This window comes from Dyella sp. (genome assembly GCF_036384435.1).
Lineage (GTDB): Bacteria > Pseudomonadota > Gammaproteobacteria > Xanthomonadales > Rhodanobacteraceae > GSA-30.
This window is the reverse complement of sequence record NZ_DASVMI010000086.1, coordinates 22666-47050: the sequence shown is the minus strand read 5'-3', so window position 1 is coordinate 47050 and position 24385 is coordinate 22666. Positions and strand designations below refer to the sequence as shown.

Here is a 24385-nt window from a genome sequence, read left to right as displayed (position 1 = left end):
GCATCATGACCCATGCCTCGGTACCGGCGGCCACGCGTAAGAGGTTGGGGATCAGTGAAGGTTTGATTCGTCTGTCCGTGGGCGTGGAAGACGTTGCGGACTTGCGCGCCGAACTCGCCGAGGCTCTTGGATGACTGGAGTTGTCGATATCCGCCGCCAGATCGGCATTCTAGGATTTTTGCGCGCCCCGATTTCATCTCTTCTGCGTCATCGATCGCTCGTCACCGAACTGAGCAAGCGCGATGTGCTGGGACGCTATCGAGGCGCCAGTTTTGGCTTGCTTTGGTCGTTAATCAGTCCCTTTCTGATGTTGGGCGTATATACCTTCGCTTTCGGCAATGTACTCAACAGTCGTTGGCCAAAGCCGGAGGGCTCTGAGCAGAGCAGCTACGCAATCATTTTGTTCATTGGATTGATCGTCCATGGCTTTTTTGCGGAGTGCTTGTCGCGTTCGCCACAACTGGTTGTAGGCAATCCCAGCTATGTGAAACGAGTGGTGTTTCCGCTAGAGGTGTTGCCATGGCCGATGATTTTTTCGGCCTTGTTTCACATGGCGATGAACATTGTTGTGTTTATTGTCCTTAGGCTGGTCATCGATCATGCGTTCTCATGGACGATCATCCTTTTGCCCCTGGTTGTTCTGCCGTTCGTCGTGACTGTATTGGGATTGGGATGGTTGCTATCCGCGATAGGTGTGTACTTCCGCGATATCGGTCAGATTACCGGGGTGCTTGCGACAGCGCTTTTGTTTACCTCCTCAGCCATTGTTCCCGTCACCTCGGTAGCGGAGAAGTATCGCTGGATCTTTCAATGGAATCCGTTGACTTTCATTATCGATCAGGTGCGCGATGTGGCTCTCTGGGGACAGATACCTGATTGGCAGGGGCTAGGTACCTACATGCTTGGCGGTATTATTTTCAGTTACATCGGTTACGCCTGGTTTTCGACGACGCGTAAAGGGTTCGGTGATGTCATCTAATACTGCCATTTCTGTCGTGAATGTCAGTAAGGCGTTCCCCATTTACGCGAAACCACATCATCGGTTAATGCAGATGATTTCGCCGCCTTCGGCGAAGTCGCACTGGTTCAAGACGTTCACCGCATTGCGCGATGTGTCGTTCGACATAGAGCGCGGTGAAACGCTTGGCATTATTGGTCGCAATGGTTCAGGTAAATCCACGCTGTTGCAGATTATCTGCGGTACGCTTGCGCCGAGCGCTGGCAACGTGTCGGTTCATGGCCGGGTGGCGGCGCTGCTCGAGTTAGGCGCGGGCTTTAATCCAGAATTCACGGGACTTGAAAACGTCTATCTCAACGCCACGGTGCTAGGTCTCACACAACGGGAGATCGACGAGCGGCTGGACAGCATCCTGGCGTTTGCGGATATCGGCCAGTTCATTGATCAGCCCGTGAAAAGTTACTCCAGCGGTATGTACATCAGACTGGCGTTCGCGGTCGCCATCAATGTTACTCCTGATGTACTGGTGGTGGATGAAGCGCTCTCGGTGGGTGATGAGGCGTTTCAGCGAAAATGCTTTGCGCGCATCCAGCAAATGAAGGAAGCCGGCGCGACAATACTCTTCGTGTCGCACTCTGCCAGTACCGTCGTTGAGCTGTGCGATCGCGCGGTACTGCTTGATCGCGGTGAGTTGCTGGCCATTGGCAAGCCCAAGTTTGCGGTATCTCGCTATCACAAGCTTCTGTATGCACCGATCGAAAGAGCTGACAGCGTACGACAATCCATCAAGAATGAGGCCCTTGCGGAGATTCTCGCTTTGGAGAGTTCGCGCGAGCATCCGGATGTCGAATCGGCTCAACGGGGGAATTCGCTGCTAATACCAGGTGAAGACTACCTGGACGAAGGCATGGTGCCCAGGAGTACGGTCAGGTATAGCCATCGCGGTGCGCATATCGAAGACGTGCGCATTGAGGCAGAAGACGGTCGGCGTGTGAATGTGCTCAAACGCAACGCCAGATACGATTATGTGTACCGGGTGCGGTTCGATACGGCGGCATCGCGTGTGCGCTTTGGCATGATGATCAAAACCACCGCCGGTGTCGAGCTAGGCGGCGGCGTCAGCCAGGGGGCGAGCGAGGCCCGAGATGAGTATCCCGAAGGTGGTGTGGTCGATGTGAGTTTCAGTTTCCGCTGCGCACTGGCTCCAGGCGTTTATTTTCTTAACGCAGGTGTCATGGGTTTCGTGGAGGGACAGGAACACTTCCTGGATCGTTACCTTGATGTCGCGATGTTCCGGGTGTTGCCAGAGTCGGAAATGGTCATGACCGGGATGGTCGATTTTTCGACCAAATCCACCATCGCAATACGATCGGGCGGGGTGAGCTGAGATGGAAGCGCAAGAGAGTGTCACCGAACCGATGATGCAGTCATCGGCTCATCCATCGCGCTGCCTGTTGGTGCTTGGCATGCATCGAAGTGGCACCTCGGCGCTGACGCGGACGTTGAATCTGCTCGGTGCTGACATCAGCGCCAAGCTGATGGATGCGGGCGCGGGGAACGAAAAGGGCTTCTGGGAAAGTGTCGAGGTCTACCAGATCCACGAGCAGCTTTTTGCTGAGCTTGGGCATAACTGGCAAGATGTGAGTCCTCTGCCGGTCGGCTGGATGCAGTCAGAGGCCGCTGCTCGCGCTGCCGAGGCGCTCACCCCAATCTTGTTGCGAGATTTCGCCGCGAGCAGCCTGTGGGTGGTAAAAGACCCTCGCATGTGCCGCCTTGTCCCCCTCTGGCGGCGTGTCTTGCTTGACTTGAATGTAGAGCCGATGGCGGTTGTTGTCGCGCGACATCCTGATGAGGTTGTCGCATCGCTCCAGAAGATGGTTGGAGTCCATTATCGTATTCCAAAGGATGCCGCCTACGGAGACCTGCTCTGGACCACCTATCTGCTGGATACCGAGCGCGATACGCGAGGCATGCCTCGCTGCCTGGTGACCTATGACGAACTGCTTGCCGATTGGGAGGGCACTGTCGGTGCGATCGAAACCGGGCTTGGCATCGCCTGGCCACGCGAGCGATCTGACGCTTGGCCAGAGATCGCGTCGTTTCTCAGTACAAGTCAACGCCATCATCTAGCGCCTTTCCAGGAAAGCGATATACCGACGAATTTGGCGCATCGGTTGTATATGGCCTGCTGCGTACCTGGCCCGACTTCGCGATTTGAACGAATTGCGCAGTTACGTAAATGCTACGACGACGCCATGGACACCTTAGGCGCCGGTTTCGAGCAATGGATCGCACGGCTCATCCGGGAGCTTGATGTGGGCGAGCGTTCCCGAGCCGAGGCCGAACGCAAGCTTTCCGAAAATGGTGAAGAGCTTTATCAGGCGAGGCTCGGTGCCATGCAGCAGACCGCGCAGATCAAGCAGTTGCAAGAAGAGCTATCCGAGCAACAGGCATTGGTCGCCTCAAGGAGCGAAGAGTTGTATGCGGCACGCCTCGATTTGCTGCAACGCGAGGCGGAGCTCCAGCAGACGAGGCAAGTCATGGAGGAACAGGCTCTCCATATTCAAGCCCGAGATGCTGCACTGATATCGAGTGAGGCCGAATTGGTCTCCTGTCAGGCGGAGCGGGATGAGCAATCGGCATTGGCGCACCGCCTCTCAGCGGAGCTGGCTGCCATGACCGAAAAACGTATCGGCATTGAGCGGGTATTGACGGAGTTGGTCGCCAACCTTGCTGATAGGCGTTGGTTGTTCAAGAAGCTGTTGTCGCGAAGAAATCGATCATGAGCCCGTAAGGTCGTTCTGAATCGCAATTATCGTGACCGGTTACATATCTAAATCAGGACTGCTTGTGAAACGCGTACTTTTCTATCTCTTTTTCGACGAACAGGGTGTCGTCGACGACTATATCCCCTACAAGCTTTCCAAGCTGCGGGAACATGTCGATACGATCTTCGTCGTTTCCAACTCTCCATTGGATGAAGAGGCGCGCCGTCGCCTCGAAGGTGTGGCGGACATCGTCCATGTTCGCGAGAACGTCGGTTTTGACGTTTGGGGATACAAGGAGGCAATGGAAACCTTCGGCGAAAAGCGGTTGGAGGAGTACGATGAACTGATTCTGATGAACTACACATTCTTCGGACCAATTTATCCGTTCTCCGAGACGTTTGCGGCGATGGATGCGAAGGATTGTGATTTTTGGGGCATCACTGCGCATAAGGCCATGACACCCAACCCGTTCACTCGGGAGGGAACATTGCCGCTTCATCTGAATTCCCACTGGATTTCGGTGCGGCGTAGCATGTTCATGTCCAAGGAGTTCAGGAATTACTGGGCGAAGATGCCGCCGATCACATCCTATGTGGACTCGATTCTTCAGCACGAATCCAAGTTCACCGACTATTTCAGTAAGAAGGGCTTCCGTTACGAAGTCACTTTTCCCGTCGAGGATTATCCGACCGAGTATTCGGCATTCCAAAGTATCGAAATGATGCTGCGCAACCGGTGCCCTATATTCAAGCGGCGGTTGTTCTTCCACGATCCACTTTTTCTTGAGCAGAACGCGATCATTCTTCGGGATGCCATGGAGATGGTTGAGCGGGAAGGTAATTACGATCCCGACTTGATATGGAAGAACATCGTTCGGACTGCGCACCCTCGTACAATCCATACCAACCTGGATTTGCTGGAAATTTTACCGGAAACCGCGTTGGATGCGCACGCGACGACGCTACCTCGCATCGCCGTACTCGCCCATCTGTATTACGACGACATGGTCGACGAGATCATGGAGTACGTATCGAATATCCCCTATCCGATTGATCTTTACGTCACGACGCATACCGAGGAAAAGAAAACCAATATCGAGGCAGCATTGACCGCGTATGCCTTAAACAAGGTGGATGTGCGCGTCATGGAACAAAATCGTGGCCGCGACATGGGGTCGCTGTTTATTTCCTTGCGCGATGTACTTCTTTCGGGACGTTATGATTACGCGTGCCGTATTCATTCAAAGAAGTCGCCGCAGAACGGCTACAACATGGCCATGCTGTTTAAGCAGCACATGTTTGACAACCTGCTTTATACGCCTGGATACGTTCAGAACGTCATCGAACTGTTCCAGAAAAATCCGACCCTGGGCATGGTGATGCCGCCTGTGGTACAGATTGCATATCCAACCTTGGGCCACGCCTGGTTTGCCAATCGGGAGCCAGCGGCGGCTTGGGCGAAGAAGCTCGGCATCGAGACGGCTTTCGACGATGCGACTCCCATGGCCCCCTATGGCACGATGTTTTGGTTCAGGCCCGAGGCGCTACGTAAGTTGGCAGGCCATCAATTCGAGTGGAGTGATTTTGGGCCTGAGCCCAACCATGTCGACGGTAGCCTTGCCCATGTGCTCGAGCGCCTGATGGGATATGCCGCAATGAGTGATGGCTATCACCTACGTTGTGTCATGAATCGCCGCTGGGCCGCCATCAACTACACCAAGCTGGAATACAAGCTTCAGCGTCTTGCGTCCCAATTGCCTAACGGTAATATCTTCGATCAGATTTTCTGGATCGAGCGGGCCAAGGCGGTGATCAGTAATCTGGCGCGTGTATCCCAAAAGGACCCCTGGTCGGATGCTGCTGGGTGGCTGGAGCAGGCCAAAGACCTTCATCAGTCTTTTACGCTTGAAGCGAGCGGAGGAGTCAAACTCGCGTTTCGAGCATTGATGACCGCATTGCGACGCTCTTTTGTCTACCGCTTTCCACGAGTTGCCGGCGTGCTGCGGCCCATGTATCGAAAGGTCGTTAAAAGGCAGGTTCGCTGATGCCCATCAAGGGGATCATGGCGGCGCAGTCGGCCGACAACCAAACGGCATATGGCCATGTGGGGCGGCCTGCCTTCGGGGTGGCCCAGCCCTGTCTCAACCCATCCCATGGGGCGGTCGCGAATGGTTTTTAGCTCTTATTTATTTATCTTTGCGTTCCTGCCGGCTTTTTTGATCTTGTATAAGGTGATCGATAGCCGCTTCCGGAACCATTTAATACTGGCGGCTAGCCTCTTTTTCTATTGGATCGGGGACAAGGCGGGAACCTGGGTTCTGCTCGGAGCTATTCTGGGCAATTACCTGTGCGGCTATCTGATTGGCGGTCTCAAGGAGCGCACACCTACGGTGACTTCAGCCCGCGCACGCGCAATGCTGATCGTTGGTGTGGTGTTCAATCTGTCAGTGCTTGCATATTTCAAATATGTGGGTTTTCTTACCGAAAATGCGAAAAATTTTGCGGCGCTTCTGGGACATCCTGAAAGCGTGCACATCATCAAGGCAGCGTTGCCGCTGGGGATCAGTTTTTTTGTGTTCCAGGGCATCAGTTATCTCGTCGATGTGTATCGGGGTGATGTCAAGGCGACACGTAGCCTGTTGATCTTCGGCACGTTCAAGTCATTGTTTCCGCAGCTCATCGCGGGCCCTATCGTCCGATACAAAGACGTCGCGGCGGATCTTCCGGGCCGCACCATTAGCCATGACATGGTGTTTGCAGGTATTCACCGATTCGTCATCGGTTTTGCAAAAAAGGTGCTGCTTGCCGATACCTTTGCTATGACGGCGGATGAGATATTTAGGCTAGCGCCCGGGGATCTCAATGTCGGTACGGCATGGCTGGGCGCCCTGAGCTACACCATGCAGATTTATTTTGATTTTTCTGCTTATTCGGATATGGCCATAGGGCTGGGGCTAATGATGGGTTTCCATTTTCCGGAAAATTTCAACTATCCCTACAACGCCACCTCGCTCAGGGATTTCTGGCGGCGCTGGCATATGACTCTGTCGGGATGGTTTCGCGATTACGTTTACGTATCGCTCGGTGGCAATCGGGTAGGGCCAGCGCGAACCTACTTCAACTTGTTTATCGTTTTTGTGCTGACCGGTTTGTGGCACGGAGCATCGTGGACGTTTGTTGCCTGGGGATTGTGGCATGGCTTTTTCATGGTCGCCGAGCGATATTTAAAATTTGAATCGTTAGGTATTCCGTTGCTATTGCGTCGCATCTATACACTAGCGGTGGTGATCTTTGGTTGGGTTCTATTTCGGGCTGAATCATTCCACCAGGCTTTTCACATGGTTGCCGTCATGCTTGGTCTGCGTAGTGGCGCGCCGGGCTATCCATTCGCGGAGTTCTGGGACGGCATGCTGGTGTTGGCCTTTGTGTTGGCTGCCGTGTTGAGCTTTCCCGTTTATCCCCGACTTGGCGCAGCGATGCCAGAGTCATGGCGATTGCCTAGCGGATTTGTCCTGCTGTCGGCTTTGTTTGTACTTGCTAGCATGAAAGTGCTTTCTGGTGCCTATAGCCCTTTCCTCTACTTCCGGTTTTGAGTCATGAAAAATAATGCTCAATTCAAGAAGTTGATCAATGGCTTATTTTTGATCGCGCTGTGCGTGCCATTCCTGGCGGTACTGCGTTCGCCTCACTTGAAGGCGGTGGTACGCTCAGTCGTGGAAAATCCATCATCGTGGAACGGACAGCGCGACGTTTTGCGTAGAAGCACGCCACTTTGGAACAAAGCTGTCGAAGGCTATACGAGCCTGCTGTTTGCGCTGGGTACGACAAGCTCGCGCGATGTAGGTGTAGTGGGTACGGACCATTGGATATTCCTGGGTGATGGTTTTGATCACAACTTTTCTCAGGCATTGGGTCGCCGAAAATTTTCTATAGACGAACTCGAACGATGGCATTCGGTGTTGTCATTGCAGCAGGCATGGCTGGCGCGTCGCCAGATACCCATGTTGTTTGTGGTTGCACCCGCCAAATGGTCGATTTATCCAGAGAAATTGCCTGCGTGGAGCCAGCGTGAGATAGGCGAACATGCCTTCGACGGCGAGCTCGCCATCAAGGGTGATCTGCACATGGTAGATCTTAGGCCAACGCTGAGGGCGGCACGAAAAGAGGCAGATACGTACTCACCGCTCAATAGCCACTGGACGGACTTCGGTGCTTTCGTGGCGTGGCGGGCCCTCGTGCCTGAACTGGGTAGTCTCGCGACAAATTTGCAGGGTTTGTACATCCCACCCTACAACGGCGTTTCTCAGACCGATTACGGTAGCGAGTTCGCGGGATTGCTCAGCCTGCCTGTAAGTAATCGTTGGACAATTCCTAATTTCACGCAGCCGTTTCCTGACTTCCAGGGGACAGATGCCAATGGCCACGTCACTTCGTTTCCTGGCTTGACTCGCACTGGCTTGTTGGATTTGCCGAGAGAGACAGTCGCGCCCGCGGTCAAGAACAACATTCGGGCTCTCATTATGCGCGACTCGATGGGTGACTCGCTATCACTGTATCTGCAGGCGGCGTTCCATGAGACAAAGCAGGTCGACCATCACATCAACGTGCCCGCGTTAGCGCCCAACTTGCCGAGTCTGGTCGACAGTTATAGACCAAACCTGCTGATGTATGTCATGACGGAGCGCTATTTCGATCACGTGCCGAGAAGCGATGAGGTGCAATTCTGGCAGGCAGCCAACGACTTCGACCTCGCTTCCTCGGTAGGGGCCTGGACTAATGATGGTTCGGGCAGCGGCGTTGTTCGTCTAGAGGGTAGCCCTGATCTCAATACTGCCGCGTCGCTTTATTGGTCGCCGGAAGATAAGGAAAGCCTGGTGTTGCGCATCGATCTCGATGCGAGCTGGTCTGGGCAATTGCAGTTGCAGTTTTACGCCGACAATAAGCTTCAGCTTGAGGCAGAGCAATATGTTGCAGGCAACAATGAACTCTTTTTCAAGTTACCTGCCGGAGTCGCCGGATCGCGGGTAACCGTGGTTCGTGGCGAAGGCTCTGCGTCGGTACGACTCAATGATATAATGCTCAAGAAATTACATTGATAACTGTTTGATCTAGAACGGGAGTTGTTTCCGATGGCGGAAAAAAAATGTCTGGTAACAGGTGGTGCGGGCTTCATCGGATGCGCCATATCCAGCTACCTGGCCGATCACTTCGCTGAAGTGGTCGCCATGGACAACTTGCACCCGCAGGTGCATCCGAACAAAAGCCGTCCGGATATGTTGGATAAGCGGGTAAAGTTTGTGCTTGGCGACGTTACTGATGTGGCGGCGTGGGATGATCTATTGAAAGATTTCCATCCCGATCTGGTCATCCACCTGGCTGCGGAAACCGGAACAGGTCAATCGCTGACCGAAGGAAGCCGCCACGCAAGCGTGAATGTTGTTGGTACCACGCAGATGCTCGATGCCCTGGTCCGACACGAGTCGCTTCCGCAACGAATCGTCCTGACCTCAAGTCGCGCGGTTTACGGCGAAGGGCGCTGGTTGGATCATGCCGGCGCTGGAACCTATCCGGGACAGCGCACTCGTGAACAGCTGGAGCGTGGCGAATGGGACTTCCCGGGTTTGACATCCACACCCTTCAACTCGGGCACGACCGAGCCGCGTCCCACGAGCATATACGGCGCCACCAAGCTGGCACAGGAACAGGTGCTCAAGGCTTGGTGCCTTTCCATGGGCGTTACGCCCATCGTTCTTCGCCTTCAAAATGTCTATGGCCCGGGGCAGTCGCTGATCAATCCCTACACCGGCATCGTTTCGTTGTTTGCACGGCTTGCAAAGGAAGGTAAGAGCATTCCCATTTACGAGGATGGCGACATCCTGCGTGATTTCGTGTTTATCGAGGATGTGGCGAAGGCGATCTTTGAGGCAATGCTGCACGGAAAGGCAAACGACGCACCGTATGACGTCGGTTCCGGCGAGGCGACAAGTATCGCGCGACTCGGCGAGATCATCGCGGCGTATTACAACGCGCCTGCGCCCCATGTCACGGGTGCTTTCAGGCATGGCGACGTGCGTCACGCGTCGTGCACAATTGATGACACGCGCGCTGCGCTGCGGTGGGCGCCGGCTGTCATGGTGGAAGAGGGGGTCAAGCTGCTGTGCCGCTGGATCGACACCGGCGAGTATCAACGGTAAGAAGAGTGTGTCTGGACGCTACATGTCATCGTAGCGTCCAGCCGGGCCATCATGGGGAACTGGTTGGCCGGGTAGGATGACTGCTGGCCGGAAGGGTAAGTCGTTTGTCCCACCACGAAGGGTTGATTCGGAGTTCGACACTTTGCCCGGCGTCCAATGCATCCGCCTGAGCTTTCCAGTTCATATCGGGTAGCGGAGCCCTTCGCATCCAAGCAGGGTTCATGACTGCGATAGCGAACATGGCGCCTATGGTCATCGCTACCGGCGCCCTCGGATCTCGCACAAACAATGCGACGATGGACGGAACGATCCACCATGCGCAGGTCTTGCCAATTAAATAGTAACGGTCGCCTCCCATCATTCCGGCCTCTATGGCGCCCTGCTTGAGCGCGCCAAGCAGCAGCTCCGCGATGGCCATGCCCAATAGAAGCATGCACAGCAGTCGCTTATTGGCTGGGATGGCGCGTGCGTTAAAAAAAACAAAGGCAAGCACCAGAATGACAGGAACAAACAGGCCCGCCGGTAGAAAGCTGGCGCCGAAAAAGTGATCTTGTGACCACAGTCCGAAAACTTTCCAGATAAAACCTAAACGGGGTGGGTCGAGCTGATCCTTGATGGGCGATGCAATGGTTGTGGCAAGTTGCATTATTGAGCAAAGGATGAGCACAACGATGCGCTCTTTGGCGAGCGTTTGCCAGTAAGCGGCGGCGGTATCACGCATGCCGTACAGGCCAGCAGGCAGCTTTGCCAGTACATAGATGGCACCCGCCAGGCCTGCGACCAATACGCCGAAAGGTCCGGTTAGGCCGCATGCGGCGACGACCATGCACTCCATCCCGCGGCGACCTTTCGTTGCGGGTGCATGCGCCGAGCGCGGCAGCAAGCAGAGCGCGACGAGCGCAAATTGAGTAAACCATTGGATGTTCTGGATATAGCCGGTATAGAGGCCGTCGTTTGGCGCCAACACGAGAGAAAGCCAAACGACGATGGGAAGGAAAAATACCCCAGACTTTCGCGTGACATAGGCGACTGCCAGCGCGTCGATGATGAGCCCGAACAGACCGTAGTAAAACGGTTGATGGCGTAGCCCCAGGGGCATGGCGACCCAGGAGACGAGGCGTGGCAGAAAGTGTAGGTAGCCCCAGTATGGTGCGAACAGGTGAGGCCACCAGTCTCCATATTGTTGGGCGAAGAAGATGGCGCCATCCTCGGCCCAGAATTGTGGCTTGAGTAGAAGTTCAGGCGCCCGCCACGCAAGCACCGCTGCGGATACGAGTACAAGGAACAAAAACGAGACAGGTCGGCTTATCTGCATCTGCAGGCCGTTTGGGTCACTACAATTTTCCAACTGGTTAGCGTCGTTCATTGCCGTTGTTCATTGCCATCGTATCGGTGAAACAGGCTGATGAGGCATCAGGTTCTGAAGGTGAGCTTCTTGTGCCCGACGAAGCTGGTCAGTACGGGCGCCACGATGCCAGCGGCGTGGGAAACTTCTTTTACGTGCCAATGAAAGCCGCACGACGGGAATATATAGTCTGCTAGTGCGAGACTGACGAGTAGCGTCTGTGCTACTGCGGCCATGTTGATGACAACAAACCAGAAGATCTGATGATGGATCGCGTTCGTTGTATCACGGAAAACCAGTGCCCGGTTGAGCAAGAAGGCGGTCACCATACCCACGAGGTAAGCAAGCACGATGGAAGTCGTGTAGCTCAGCCATATATTGAAGCCGATCCGCGATAAGAAATTGACGCCGGCAGCCGTACCGCCGACAAAGACAAATAGCAGAAATTGACGCCGGGGTTGCTTCATGACGATTGTCGACATCAGCCAAGCGCAGCCTTCGCCAAGGCCTTGGCGACGTGAATACTTTCGTTGATGGAACGATCTTCAGGGTAGTAGTAACCGGTATCGGCCATATAAAAGCCCTGCACGGGCGTCTTCATAGCCGGGAGCATGTCGTAAAAGCCAGTGGGACAAATCGTCTGTGCGTATTCGTAGCGGTGACAATAGGTGTCGATCACCCAGTCCTGTGAAAAAGCCGGATTGATTCGTGGAAGGTAATAGAGAACTTCCCTTATCAACTGGTCGTTGCTTTGTTGCCACTTGGGATGCGTCTTCGGCATGTAGAAAGGCGCATAGACCACGGCCGTGTCGCTGGGATTAAGGTTGGAGTATTCGATAAGTCCAGGAATTTCGATGGATGCATCGTTGATGTTCATCCAGAAATTCTCGCTGAGCTTGTGCTTGAGCTTCAAGATGACGCAGGCGACAGGAATATTCTTGATGTTCTGGATCTTTTCGATGAAAGACGGGGGCAGGTTCGGTGCTATGCGTGGAATGTAGGGCAGTGGGATGGTGGAAATGACGCCGTCATAGCTGGTGTTAGCCACCCCGTTTACGATGACGCTTTCGATGCGATTGTCGCGAATGGTTACTTCCTCAACGCCAGATTTCAGATGAATCCGGCCTTGCCGCGATTTTATATAGTGCTCCATTTTTTCGAGTAGCACATTGGAGCCACCCTCGAGATAACCCATGGTTTCCTGCGTGAGGCTGCGTCGTGAAAGCGCGACGCGCTTGATGCGCGTTCCGATCCAGGCAGCGGATATCTCATCGGTATGTTCAAACAGTTTCAGTTCGAACAGACTTCGCCATAGCACATGGTAAGCGCGTTCACCGATCCACTTTTTTATCCAGGATGTCGCTTTGATCTTGTCAAAGGGGCGCCAGTCCTTCACACCTTTGGCATACATGGCATGTAGCCCATAGCGGATTTTGCTGACTAGATCCAGGCCGTCGAAGGCCAGAAGGGCTGTGGGTGTGCCCCATTTGTAGAGCTTTCCGTTGTAGAAAAATCCCATTTTGGTATCGGTCCAGCGGAGTTTGCCGGATAGGTCGAGTTCATCTAGGAGTTCGAACAGCGGATAGTCCGTCTTGCAAATGAAATGATAATAGCGCTCTATCTCCAGCCCGCCGAAGTCAAAGCTGGCAGACATGCCGCCAATACGATCGTCGCGCTCGAAGATGTCAACCTCGTGGCCATGCTTCAAAAGCTCCATGGCTACCATCAAGCCCATCGGTCCGGCGCCGAGTACGCAATATTTCATGAGTGTTTCCTTTAGGCGATAGGGCGGATGGTCAGCGCTTCAGCACGTATGAGCTGTACGTGGGATCGCAGTAGCTTTCGCTAACGGCTTGCGGAAAAGGTGTCTGTTCGATCCCGAAGATGGCTTTGGTATCCACGCCATGGAACTCGTCTCCAGCGGTGAGTGCCTTCAACTGGTCGGCAGTAAAAGGTGGCTTTCCACTAAAAAGAGCGTACACACGCAGTAGGAAAGCGAACAGACCATAAGGTATGTGGAGAATCCAGGTGCGAAGATTTTTAGCTCTTTTTATCGTATGGATGATATCGACATAATCGATCCGGGTGTCGCCAACGACATCATAGATCTCACCGTTTCGCTCCCGCAGTATGCAATCGACGATGCAACGGCAGAAGTCTCGCTCGTAAAGGGGCTGGCGCATGTAGCGACCGTCACCCGGGATGGGAAATACAGGTGTTCTTGCCATGAAGCGCGAAAGCCAGCCGAAGTGTTTCGGATCAAACCAGCCGAACATCAAGGTGGGGCGCAGTACGCAATGGCGGATGCCTGATTCAACCACGAGCTGTTCTTGCACTTTCTTCGTATTAGTGTAGTCATCGTCGGCGACGGATATGACCACCGACGAGCTAATGTGTACGAGGTAGGGCACTTGATGCCGCTTGATAGCATTGAGGACGACTTTCGTAGCTTCGACGTTGTTGCGGACGAATTCTTCCGTATGCTTGCTGGTGATCTGTGCGTGGAGCTGGACGACGCACGCGGCACCAGCGAAGGCATCTTCCCATGCCCCGCGATCGGCCACGTCTGCCTCAATGGTAACTACATCGGGATGGAGCTCGCGCAGAATGCCCAGGTTGTACGCATGCTTGTCGATGGCTACGATCTGCGTAAAACCTTGGTTCTTGAGCTCGACAACAAGGTTTTGCCCGACGAGTCCGGCAGCTCCGGTCAATACGATTTTTGCTTGCTTGGCGGGCATGTTCAGAGTTGGATTCGTTTGAAGACAAATTCGGGAATCGAGCGAATGATCGTCATGATGGGAAGCCAGAACCAAGGTAGATAGGCCACCGGCTTGCCTTTGTCGATGGCCCGGACGATTCCGTTCGCGACGTCCTCGGGTTTGGCCCACAAGAAGCCTTTCTTGAATTGGCTTGTCATGGGAGTATCAACGAAGCCCGGTTTGACGGTTACTACATCGACACCGTGCTTGTTCAGCCGCTGTCGCAGTCCGCTTAGAAATGCACTGACTGCTGCCTTCGCAGAGCCATACAAGTAATTGCTGGCTCGTCCGCGATCGCCTGCTACCGAGGAGATCACAGCGATGCACCCCTGTCCGGCCACCGCCATGCGATTGGCAATCAAGGTAAGTAAGGCAATGGTCGAGGTGGCGTTGGTGGAAAATTCAGTGAGTGCAACGTCAACGGACGACTCGCATGTTGCCTGGTCGGGCAAAGTCCCATGTGCAATCAAGACGATATCTACGCCGCCAAGCTTGGTCCACGCGTCTTCCAATACCGCCTCATGCGAGCCGATATCGTTGACATCCATTGAACCGCTGTTGACGTCGGCCGCGCCGCGGATACGCAGGTCCTCCATCGTGACATTCAGGCGCGCCGCGGTGCGGGCGACAAGATGCAGGCGTGCGCCGCGGCTAGCATAAAGCCGAGCAGTGGCCTCTGCAATCGCAGAAGTTGCGCCGATGATCAATACCCGTTGCATGTTTACTCCATGACCCTACGCCAGAAACTCGATGACAGAGCAGGATCGATAAAACGACTGAAAGTTTGCCAATGGGGGAAATAGCGACGGAAGCGTTCGCCTGACATTCGAGCATCTTTTGCGGGATAGACCGCGCCGCCCGCCGCATCGACCACGGCATCCAGGCGGTTGAGCAATGCGAAGGTACCCTGGCCCGTGTTAGGAAAGTCCAGTGCAAGCGTTGTTCCCGCGCGTGGAAACGAGAGCATGCCAAGGGACGGCAGATAGCCGAATTGTTTGAGCACGGCGAGGAATGATCCACCGCCTTCCGACGCAATTATCTTAATCAGTTCGGCAACCGTTTCCCTGGCCGAGTCCGGCGGAACGACGCACTGATACTGCAGGAAGCCTCGTGGCCCATACATACGATTCCAATGAGCGATGCCATCCAGAGGATAAAAGAACGGCGCGTAGTGCGTGGTGGCGTGAACCGACCGCTTGCGTTGCCGGTGGTAGTACAACTGGTTGAAGGCGCGAAGACTGACCGGGTTTACCAGGGATACTGGAGGAGTCAGAGGCATCGAGAGCCGACGCGTTGGCGCGGCGGGACGCCGATCCGGGTAGGCGGGTGCATGATTGCCGCGACTGAATAGCCCTCGGCCGAGCCCTTTGCCGCGCGCTACGCAGTCAATCCAGGAAACCGTATATTCATAGTCTTGGTCCGAGCTGTGGGACAACGCAAAGAAACCATTGAGGTCGTCGAATCGATGGCTTTCCGTGGACATCCACGGCCCGGCAATACGACGCAGTTGGATGCTAGCCCAGGTGATGACCCCGGTCAGGCCTAAGCCTCCTATCGTTGCGGCAAACCAATCAGAGTGCTGCTCCTTCGAGCACGTCAACCGTGAACCATCGCTACGCACCAACTCGAATTCGAGAACATGATGTCCAAAACTGCCTGCGCGGTGGTGATTCTTGCCGTGGACATCGTTGCCGATCGCTCCGCCGATGGTGACCAATCGCGTGCCGGGTGTGACAGGAAGAAACCAACCTTGGGGGACGGTGAGATCGAGGATTTCCGAAAATAGCACTCCCGCTTCGCAGGTAAGTATGCCGGTCGCCGGATCGAACGAGATGAAATGGTCGAGTCCGCGCATCGACAGCAGAGTGCCACCGTCATTAAGGCAACTATCGCCATAGCTTCGCGCATTTCCCAACGGCAACATGGGGTGATCGCAGCGCGGGAGTGGCGCATGCCGGTCACGTATCGATAGCACGGTTTCGTGCGTTATCGGATAGCGGCCCCAGGAGCGTCCAGCCGACTTCATCAGATGGCCAGCGCAACGATAACGGCGGCTATGACACCCAGTATCTGGCTGGTACGGTCCATCACTGCAAAGACCACAGGATCGTCGTGCATCAAGCCGCGATGAGCAATCGCCCATGTTCTGCTGATCCAGTACAGCAGCAGCGGGCACAACATCCAAAGGTAGTGTGGATGCGCGTATAACTGGGTGCTTGCGGTGCTGTCCACGTAGAGTGCAAGCACCAGGACTGCCAAATAGCCGCTCGATGCTCCTAGTGATTGTATTAGTGGAATGTCTTCAATGTCGTAGCCCCTTCCACTGGCTTTGACTTTGCCGCTGGCCTGGAGCGACAGCAATTCGACGAATCGTTTTACCATTGCCAGGCTGAGGAAGAAGAACATGGAAAAAGCCAGCAACCAGAACGAAGGCTTAAGATGAACTGCGGCGGTGCCGGCGAGAATTCGGGTTGTGTAGAGCGTGGCGAGCACCACGACGTCGAGCATCATGATGCGCTTGAGTTGGAAAGAATACGCTGTGGTAAGCGTGTAGTAGCCCAACAGGACTATCGCAAAATGGTAATGAACCAGCAGCGACAGTCCGAAGCTGGCCACCAGGAGGATGATGGCTAGCAGGGGGCCAGAGATAATTGGCAATGTGCCTGCAGCGTATGGGCGAGAACGCTTGCGATGGTGCTGGCGATCGGCTGCCAAATCGAGCAGATCGTTGGTGATGTAGACGCTCGATGCACACAAGCCAAAGCAGAGGAATGCCAGCATCGTCGTCAGCAGCGCGGGCACATCGAAGGCGCGATGAGAGGCGATGAGTGGCAGGAATACAAGGATGTTCTTGATCCATTGATGAATGCGCAAGGCTTTTGCCCAGGTCCGAAAGCTCGCCTTAGGCGCCTGAAACCGCAGTTCAACGGTGCTTGTTTTCGCGGCCGCTTTAGACAGCGCCTCGCCGCGCTCCACTACGATCGCTGCGTTGGCGTGTTTCCATACCGCTAGATCGACGACTGCGTTTCCGGCGTAATCGAAGCCGCGTTCTCCAAAAACCGATACCAGGCCCTGAGCCTTGTGCTTGCCGGAAAGATTTCGCCGCCCGTCGCTTGCCATTACATCGTCGAATACGGCCACATGGGACGCTACTTGCGCCGCAAGGGCTTCGTCAGAGGCCGTGCACAACAAAATTTTACGCTGCCCCTGCTGAGTGCGCAGCCAGGCGATCAGCGCCTGGTTGTACGGGAGCGTGGCGACATCCAATTCGATATGCTGGGCGATTTTCTGCTTCAGGTGCGCCTTGCCACGCAAGAGCCAGGCCAGCATGGCAAAAATCATGGCAGGGCGTTTGGCGACAAGCGCCAGCGCGGATTCGACTAGCAGATCGGACCAAATGAGTGTGCCGTCGAGATCGACACACAGCGGTTTCGCGGTTTTCCTCGCCATTGAGGCTGCGGCGTCATCCGCGTTGGAGCTCGTCAGCATGTTCCTCAATCCCTGCGTTCTTCGGCATGAGGGCGTACACCACCTTCGACCGCGCCCGTCAATCGAGCGATCTTACACTGAGAACGTAAGGCGAGAACGAAAGTACTTGCAGGTGCCCGTCGGAAAGCACGCCGCCGTCACGTAGGCAGTCACCTATGTTACGACGGCGTGAAGGTCTCGGTGGTTATTAACCCAACTGCGCCTCAAGCTCGGGCAGGATCTTGAACAGATCGCCCACCAGGCCGATATCGGCGATTTCAAAGATCGGCGCCTCGCCGTCCTTGTTGATCGCCACGATGGTGCCGGCGTCCTTGATGCCGGTCAGGTGCTGGATGGCGCCGGAGATGCCGATGGCCATGTACAGCTCCGGAGCGATGATCTTGCCGGTCTGGCCCACCTGCATCTCGTTGGGTACGTAGCCGGCGTCCACGGCGGCACGCGATGCACCTACAGCAGCACCGATCTTGTCGGCGAACTTGTAAATGATCTCGAAGTTTTCCTTGGAACCGACACCACGGCCACCCGATACCACCTTGGCGGCGCTCTGCAGATCGGGGCGGTCGCTCTTGCCCTGCTGCAGGTTGACGAAGCGGGTATGCGAGGGGAGGGCGACATCGAGCGACAAGGCTTCGATCGGGGCTGCGCCGGAAGATGCCGCTGCCGGCCAGGAGGCAGTGCGAACGGTGGCCACCACGGTCGAGCCGGCGTCCACTTCCACCGTGACAATGGCGTTGCCGGCGTAGATCGGTCGCTTGAAGCTGTGCGGGCCTTCCACGGTCATGATGTCGCTAACTTGCGAAACCCCCAGCAGCGCGGCGACGCGAGGTGCAATGTCCTTGCCGAAAGTGGTGGAGGGAATGAAAACGTGGCTGTAGCCAGCCGCAGCCTTGGCGATCTGCGGCGCGTAGATGGCGGCGAGTGCGTGTGCGTTTTCGGCGCGGGCAACGGTCAGTACCTTGCTGACGCCGTCGATCTTGGCCGCTTCGCTGGCGATGGCGTCGGCGGCTTCCGCCAGAACCAGCACATTGATGGCTTCGGGCTTGACCGCGGAGGCAGCGCTGACGGCACGTGCCGTGGAACTATTGAGTTTGCCGTCCAGGTGTTCGGCGATAACCAGAATCTTGCTCATCGTGATATCTCCTGTGCGGCTGCCTTACAGCAGGCCCTTTTGCTTGAGGGCCGCAACCAGCTCGGCGGCATCCTTCACCATGACACCCTTGCTGCGCTTGGGGGGCGCGGCATAGTGGGTGGTCTTGATGTGATCGGCGGCATCCACGCCGAGCGAGGCCAGTTCAATGACGTCGATGGGCTTGGATTTGGCTTTCATGATGTCCGGCAGCTTGATGAAGCGCGGTTCGTTGAGGCGCAGGTCCGTGGTGATAACCGCAGGCAGTTCCGCCTCGATCGTTTCCAGGCCCGCATCCACTTCACGAGTCACGGTGGCCTTGCCATCGGCGATTTCCACCTTGCTGGCAAAGGTGGCTTGCGGCCGCTCCCAAAGCGCCGCCAGCATCTGGCCCGTCTGGTTAGCATCGTCATCGATGGCCTGCTTGCCGACGATGACTAGCCCAGGCTGCTCCTTCTCCACCAGCTTCAGGAACACCCGTGCGGCCGTGAGCGGCGAAATCGCTTCGGCAGTCTGTACATGGATGGCACGATTGGCGCCCATCGCCAGGCCGTTGCGCAGGTGCGCGGTGAGATCGGCCGGACCGATGCCAACCACGATCACTTCTTCCGCCACGCCCTTTTCACGCAGCCGCAGTGCTTCTTCCAGCGCGATATCGTCGAACGGATTGGCCGACAGCTTGACGCCGTCGGTGACCACGCCGGTACCATCGGGCTTGACCTGGATGCGTACGTTGTAGTCCACGACGCGCTTGTAGCCGACCAGAATCTTCATCTAAGGTCCTCTCGATTTATGGGGATCGCAACCGCACATTCTACTGCGTATGGTGCGGAAAGAGCGCCATAGTGGTCTTGGGCGCTCCGAATTTAGCCCGTGTATCGTTTTAAACGTGAGACTTTACGGCACATGGGGAAAATTTGCTTGCTGCGGGTGAGGACATTCAGGCCGGGTGGATCAGAACGTTTCCGCGTCCTGTATACATGTCTTCGGCTGATAGCGTGAGGTCCCAGCCGCTGGCAGTCCATCGACCACGCGCTGCCTTTTGGAGTGGAACTTGGACAAGACGGGTATCAAGATCCAGATTGATGACGTCTTCACCGATCGCTTCCGTCGCGTCAAGCATGAAGCGCTCAATACCATCATGAATGCGTTTGATGGTTTCCCATGACGTATCCGTGCTATCGGCCACACGAAAATGAGCATGGTAGGAACGATCCTCATCTATCGTGAAATGCGAAAACTGCCCATGTGGTGCGGTAAGTATCGACTCCAACAGCAAGTGGTGGTCCATGACGGGTGACGAGAAATCGCCTGCGCGCTCGTCATGGAATCGCGCGAATGCCTCGCCCCCTATGGTTTCCATTTGGCTCGCTGACGCGTTCAAAGCGAAATACATGCCGCTCAAGGGCCGCTCGGTCAATCGGCTAAGTTGTGCCTGGATACTCCCTGCGTAGCCGATGTCGGATACGACGACCTGTTCGTCGGCTTCGACCAGGCTATTCCAATACTCAAGGTAAGCCATGCGTTCGCGGGCCGCAATTTCCAATATGGCGGCCTGTGCAGGCGCAAGCATGGTGATGATCTGTCCGCGCATGTCTGGCAGATAGACCTCGCGTTGCATGTCGCTGTCACCCAGTATCCTGGTGCAGGCGTTTGCCATGTCGGCACCCAGGCGAGTTTCGATCAGCCCGCGCAATGTCCCCGTAAAGGAGCTGCCGAGCGCATGGGTGAGATCATCCATGCTACGTATCGCAGCGGTATTCACGCCGCGTCGGGATACCAGCAGGTAGTGCGTCTGGATCTGCGCAAATTGTGGCACGGCCTGTTGCATGCGCCGAAACACGCGCTCCAGCAAGTGACCTTCCCGGCTGAAGAACAATAGCTTGCGTGCCCCCCTGGCCAGGGTCATGCGGCCGAGCCATGCCAGATAGTCAACAACCAGCGGCCCGATGACGACGTAACCGAAGGTCTCCGGATCGCGCATGACAGGGGAGCCAACGAGATCCTGAGGTCTTTCATCGGCGGTCGCGCTGAAGTGATTGGCGACCAGCCCGAGCCAGAGCTGGTCCTGCCAGCGCGAGCGCTGCTGTGGGGATGGGCGCAGTACGCGCAGCCCTGGAACCACGTCGAACAGCGCCGAAGGGCGCAGCACATGTACGGGGTGGATAAACCCGAGTGCCTGGGGGCGCTGCACATCGGCATGTTCATTGTCGCCTACATGCAACCAATGCGCGGGTGCAATGCCCGTGATGTCCGACAAATGCTTCCACGCCTGATCGTCGTCCTTGCGCCAGCCGGTGTCGCACGACACGTGGATCTTCGAGAGTGATCCGGTGACTTCTCCGGGCAGGATCGCACGCAAAAGTGGCTCGCCAAGATACATGTCCGACACCCCGATACGCAGCTGATCGGGTTTCAGCACGGTCATGGCATCAATGACCGCCTGCCGCGGTCGCAGCCAACGTTTCTCTAGCTCAAGTTCGAGCGCTTGCATGGCCTGGGCTTGGTCCGATGGCAGTCCGGCGCGTTGGGCGAGCGTGCGGTAGATCGTGTCCAGATCAGGATCGACGCCGTGATGTTCAGATCGGATCGCCACTTCGGCTTCATCGCGTAGCCTTGCCGCATCGGCGATACCCAACCTGCGTTGCACGACATGGCCGAAATAGGCACGTGCACCAGCCGGTTCCAAGAATGGGCGTAGAACCAGAGTGTCGAATACGTCGAACGATATGATCCGGGCTTCGAACGAGGCCTGCTCCAACCTGGCGGCAAACGGCAACTGGAAATAAGTGTGTCGATTGCGCTCGCCTTCGCCGGCCAGATCAAGGCGCCCATCAGTCGGCAGGATGCCCAGGTGCAGACCTTGCTGACGTACGACCAGGCCGAGCATGCGCTCGATGGCGTGTTGAAGGGTACCATCGGTTTGGCCCTGCTCAGCGGGAAAGGCCTCCAGACGCAGGCCAAGTTCGAACAGCGGGCGCAACGCCTGGCTGCGCGCCCAGAACATCGAGCCTGCTGGAAAGTCCAGGTATTGGGTCGTGTCGATGGCCAAGCCCAGTTGAGCGGCCAGTTGTCTGCCCCAATCGGCATTACCCAGCCAGGTATGACCCCATAAGGGCACGCCGCGAAAGCTTTCGGGATAAACCAGCCCCAGGTCGGGATTGGCCTGGAACATGCCTAGAATCCAGGCCAGCCGTTGCATGTCACCGAACAGCGAATCGACCAGATAATGACGCCAATGTGTCTGCTCCTGCCCGGAATACAATGACTTTTTCGTATGCAGGTGGCAGAACACGTCCGTGGCGAGAATCTCATCGCGGAAGGCCAGTAGCATCGGGGCTATGTCGCGGCCGCGATTGGCGACGACTTTGATGATCAATCGCTCCATATTGGCGAGGCTTTGCATCTGGCGCTGCACCTGTTCGCGCGCTTGGTCGTCAACTACCGATATCATCAGCACGAATGGGCGCGGTACCAGACTCAGCGATCGACTAAATTCCTCGGCGAGATCGGGGTAGAACATGTGGATCATGATGCCGATCCGCATATCTAACAGGTCAGCAGGTATGGGAGGTTTCAGGTTCGCATGTGCTACTGCATGCGCCATGGGAGCATGGCGTTCGTGTGACGCCGTAATGCGGCGAAGCAGGCCATGCATGCCTAGCGCACGTGCCACGCGTATGCCGCGGCCGATCACCGATACGATGCCTGTCCAGCCACCTCCGTGCCGTTGCACTGTGTCTCGAAAGACGCGCCATATGCCGTCAGGGGTCAATCGGCTCATGGCGCGCGAGCGAGGATGCGGCGCAGCACGGCGCGCGCTGCGTCTGGGGAAAAATGCGTTTCGACATTGAGCAGGGAAGCGTCGGAGAGCACCATCCACAGTGTCTCGTCGTCGTGCATGGCCTTGACGGCATGAGCAAATTGTTCGGCATCATTGGCGACATAGACATTACGCAGATGTTCAAGATGCATGCCTTCGATGGCAATCGTGGTGGCGACGACCGGCAGGCCATAGCTCATGGCCATGTTGATCTTGCCTTTCACGCCGGCGCCGAAACGCAGGGGCGCTATCGAGGCCACGCAGCTTTCGAGCCAAGGAGCAAGATCTGGCACGCGGCCATGCAGTATCAAGCCGGGGCGTTCCAGGGCCGTCCGCACATGCTCGGGCATGTCGCCAACGATGTGGATGCAGATATCGGGCAGCAATGCGCGAATCGCGGGCAGGATGTCCGTGGCAATCCAGTCGATCGCATCGACATTCGGTGGGTGGCCATAGCCGCCGATGAACACCAAGTCGCGGCGGCCGGCAAACGGGTGTTTGCGGCCGATGACCTCATGGATATTGCTGAGCAGTTCAACTCGTGCCGTAGGCGCAGCTTCTTTGAGCATTTGCTGTTCATGCGCGCTGACCACCAGCGATATGTCGCTACTATGGATTATCTGCAATTCGCTACGGCGCGATGCCTCGGCCTGCTTACGCATGCTGTGCAGGCCAGTCAGGTCGGCAGCGCGCTGTTCGCGCAGGAAGTGCAGGTCCACGGTGTCGAACACCAGCAAGGCTTGCGGCGCCGAGCGGCGAACGAAATTCAGGTATTGCCCGGCGACGCCATGGCGCGACAGGATGACGGCATCAAGCCCCTTGCCGTTGTCTTCCAACCAGCCCGGAAGGCTCGGTACCCAAGGCCGGCCAAGCAGCTCTACGCCAACCTTGCCCAAGTCTGCCGTATTCTGGCTGCCGCTCTGCCCATCGTCGGGGAAAAAACTCAGGCGATAGCCTTCCTCGTGCAGGATACGGAACATCGAGATCATGCGCAGCGAACCGGAATCGCGCGCAGCGTCTGGCGTGGCGCTGCCCACAATCAGGATATGGCCGCGCTGCCTGCGATGGATGGCCTGTGCCAGCGAGGTACCGCGAGGGGGGTGTTGCGCAAGTTCGTGTTGCCACTTGTCTGCGAAGACTGCCTGGTTCGCACGCTGGTGTTGCTTCATGCCAGTGCCCAGGTCGGTGCCCGCACTGATGCCTTCAGCATGAATGACCAGGCTGCGAGGTTCGTACACCACCCGATGACCAGCCTTGCGCACCGCGAACGCCAGGTCGGTATCTTCGTAATAAGCCGGGGCGTAACGCAGGTCGAACCCGCCGAGCTGTGCAAACAGGGCGTGACGCATGAACATGGCCGCGCCGGTGACGTAGTCGACATCGCGGCGATACAGGTAAGCGGGCTGGTTGCGCGATTCAAAACGGCCTATGTTCCAGCAACTGCCATCGGCGAAGACCAATCCGCCGGCTTCCTGCAGCCGGCCGTCAGGATAGACCAGGCGACTGCCGACGAGCCCGCAACCGGGTTCATCGTCCAGGCATTCGATAGCGCGATCCAGCCAGCCATCGGTGACCTGAGTGTCGTTATTGAGAAAATGAAGGATCTCGCCGTGGGCAGCCGATGCTCCAGCATTGCAGCTGCCGATGAAACCGAGATTGCTTGTATTTCGCAGTAATATCAGTCCATCGATCCGTGCCAGCACTTCGGCGCTGTCGTCTGGCGAGGCGTCATCGACGACTATCACTTCGAACGGCATGCTCGGCGGGTGTAGCGCAATGCTACGTAAACACGCCAGGGTGTAGGGCAGCTTGCCGTACACCGGAATGATGATTGATACCCGTGGCACATCGCTGGTGGGTAATGCAAACGGCTCGCATGACGATTCGAGCGGGAGCAACGTCAATGAAGGATCGACCGCCG

Annotated in this window: 19 protein-coding genes; 8 read left to right on the top strand and 11 right to left on the bottom strand. The window is 56.3% G+C overall.

The features are described 5' to 3' along the window. The 8 genes from VF436_RS08560 to VF436_RS08525 all read left to right on the top strand — a co-directional run. A partial coding sequence (locus VF436_RS08560; protein ID WP_330903590.1) for a PLP-dependent transferase occupies nt 1-134 on the top strand: 134 nt, incomplete at its 5' end. Beyond that, a complete protein-coding gene (locus tag VF436_RS08555; RefSeq protein WP_330903588.1) occupies nt 131-979 on the top strand; it encodes an ABC transporter permease in 849 nt (282 codons plus the stop codon). The genes VF436_RS08560 and VF436_RS08555, both read left to right, overlap by 4 nt. After that, nucleotides 969-2345 (top strand): ABC transporter ATP-binding protein, encoded by a 1377-nt coding sequence (locus VF436_RS08550; RefSeq protein WP_330903587.1) that lies wholly within the window; start codon nt 969-971, stop codon nt 2343-2345. Before VF436_RS08555 ends, VF436_RS08550 begins: the two co-directional genes overlap by 11 nt. Before the next feature lies 1 nt (nt 2346). Next, on the top strand, nt 2347-3744 hold the full coding sequence (locus VF436_RS08545) for a hypothetical protein (RefSeq protein WP_330903586.1): 1398 nt from the start codon (nt 2347-2349) through the stop codon (nt 3742-3744). Between the two features lie 64 nt (nt 3745-3808). Beyond that, nucleotides 3809-5770: a rhamnan synthesis F family protein gene (locus tag VF436_RS08540; RefSeq protein ID WP_330903585.1), complete on the top strand. Its 1962-nt coding sequence runs from the start codon at nt 3809-3811 to the stop codon at nt 5768-5770. A gap of 51 nt (nt 5771-5821) precedes the next feature. Further along, nucleotides 5822-7318 carry an MBOAT family protein gene (locus VF436_RS08535; protein WP_330903584.1) on the top strand — a complete coding sequence of 499 codons (1497 nt, stop codon included), beginning with the start codon at nt 5822-5824 and terminating at the stop codon, nt 7316-7318. Between the two features lie 3 nt (nt 7319-7321). Beyond that, nucleotides 7322-8821, top strand: coding sequence for an alginate O-acetyltransferase AlgX-related protein (locus VF436_RS08530; RefSeq protein WP_330903583.1), 1500 nt, complete (start codon nt 7322-7324; stop codon nt 8819-8821). A 33-nt stretch (nt 8822-8854) separates the two neighbouring features. Next, nucleotides 8855-9919, top strand: coding sequence for an NAD-dependent epimerase/dehydratase family protein (locus tag VF436_RS08525; RefSeq protein WP_330903582.1), 1065 nt, complete (start codon nt 8855-8857; stop codon nt 9917-9919). Nucleotides 9920-9968: 49 nt separating this feature from the next. Here VF436_RS08525 and VF436_RS08520 read toward each other — a convergent pair whose 3' ends face one another. The 11 genes from VF436_RS08520 to VF436_RS08470 all read right to left on the bottom strand — a co-directional run bounded on the left by VF436_RS08520 (nt 9969) and on the right by VF436_RS08470 (nt 24368). Next, nucleotides 9969-11285, bottom strand: a complete 1317-nt coding sequence (locus tag VF436_RS08520) for a hypothetical protein (protein WP_330903581.1) — start codon at nt 11283-11285, stop codon at nt 9969-9971. Between the two features lie 47 nt (nt 11286-11332). Beyond that, nucleotides 11333-11746 (bottom strand): GtrA family protein, encoded by a 414-nt coding sequence (locus tag VF436_RS08515; protein ID WP_330903580.1) that lies wholly within the window; start codon nt 11744-11746, stop codon nt 11333-11335. Beyond that, the gene (locus tag VF436_RS08510; protein ID WP_330903579.1) at nt 11746-13029 is read right to left on the bottom strand and encodes an NAD(P)/FAD-dependent oxidoreductase; all 1284 of its coding nucleotides are present in this window, start codon (nt 13027-13029) and stop codon (nt 11746-11748) included. The genes VF436_RS08515 and VF436_RS08510 overlap by 1 nt, the downstream gene beginning before the upstream one ends. 31 nt (nt 13030-13060) lie before the next feature. Beyond that, entirely contained in the window at nt 13061-14005 is a 945-nt protein-coding gene (locus tag VF436_RS08505; protein WP_330903578.1) for an NAD-dependent epimerase/dehydratase family protein, read from the bottom strand. 2 nt (nt 14006-14007) lie between these two features. Further along, nucleotides 14008-14745: an SDR family oxidoreductase gene (locus VF436_RS08500; RefSeq protein ID WP_330903577.1), complete on the bottom strand. Its 738-nt coding sequence runs from the start codon at nt 14743-14745 to the stop codon at nt 14008-14010. A gap of 2 nt (nt 14746-14747) precedes the next feature. Next, the gene (locus VF436_RS08495) at nt 14748-16052 is read right to left on the bottom strand and encodes an FAD-binding oxidoreductase (protein WP_330903576.1); all 1305 of its coding nucleotides are present in this window, start codon (nt 16050-16052) and stop codon (nt 14748-14750) included. After that, nucleotides 16052-17476: a UbiA family prenyltransferase gene (locus VF436_RS08490; RefSeq protein ID WP_330903589.1), complete on the bottom strand. Its 1425-nt coding sequence runs from the start codon at nt 17474-17476 to the stop codon at nt 16052-16054. The genes VF436_RS08495 and VF436_RS08490 overlap by 1 nt, the downstream gene beginning before the upstream one ends. 226 nt (nt 17477-17702) lie before the next feature. After that, entirely contained in the window at nt 17703-18644 is a 942-nt protein-coding gene (locus VF436_RS08485) for an electron transfer flavoprotein subunit alpha/FixB family protein (RefSeq protein ID WP_330903575.1), read from the bottom strand. A gap of 24 nt (nt 18645-18668) precedes the next feature. Then, nucleotides 18669-19415: an electron transfer flavoprotein subunit beta/FixA family protein gene (locus VF436_RS08480; protein ID WP_330903574.1), complete on the bottom strand. Its 747-nt coding sequence runs from the start codon at nt 19413-19415 to the stop codon at nt 18669-18671. Between the two features lie 166 nt (nt 19416-19581). After that, complete coding sequence (locus tag VF436_RS08475; RefSeq protein ID WP_330903573.1) at nt 19582-22425, bottom strand: rhamnan synthesis F family protein; 2844 nt, start codon at nt 22423-22425, stop codon at nt 19582-19584. Then, entirely contained in the window at nt 22422-24368 is a 1947-nt protein-coding gene (locus VF436_RS08470; RefSeq protein ID WP_330903572.1) for a glycosyltransferase, read from the bottom strand. Before VF436_RS08470 ends, VF436_RS08475 begins: the two co-directional genes overlap by 4 nt. Nucleotides 24369-24385 lie beyond the last annotated feature (17 nt).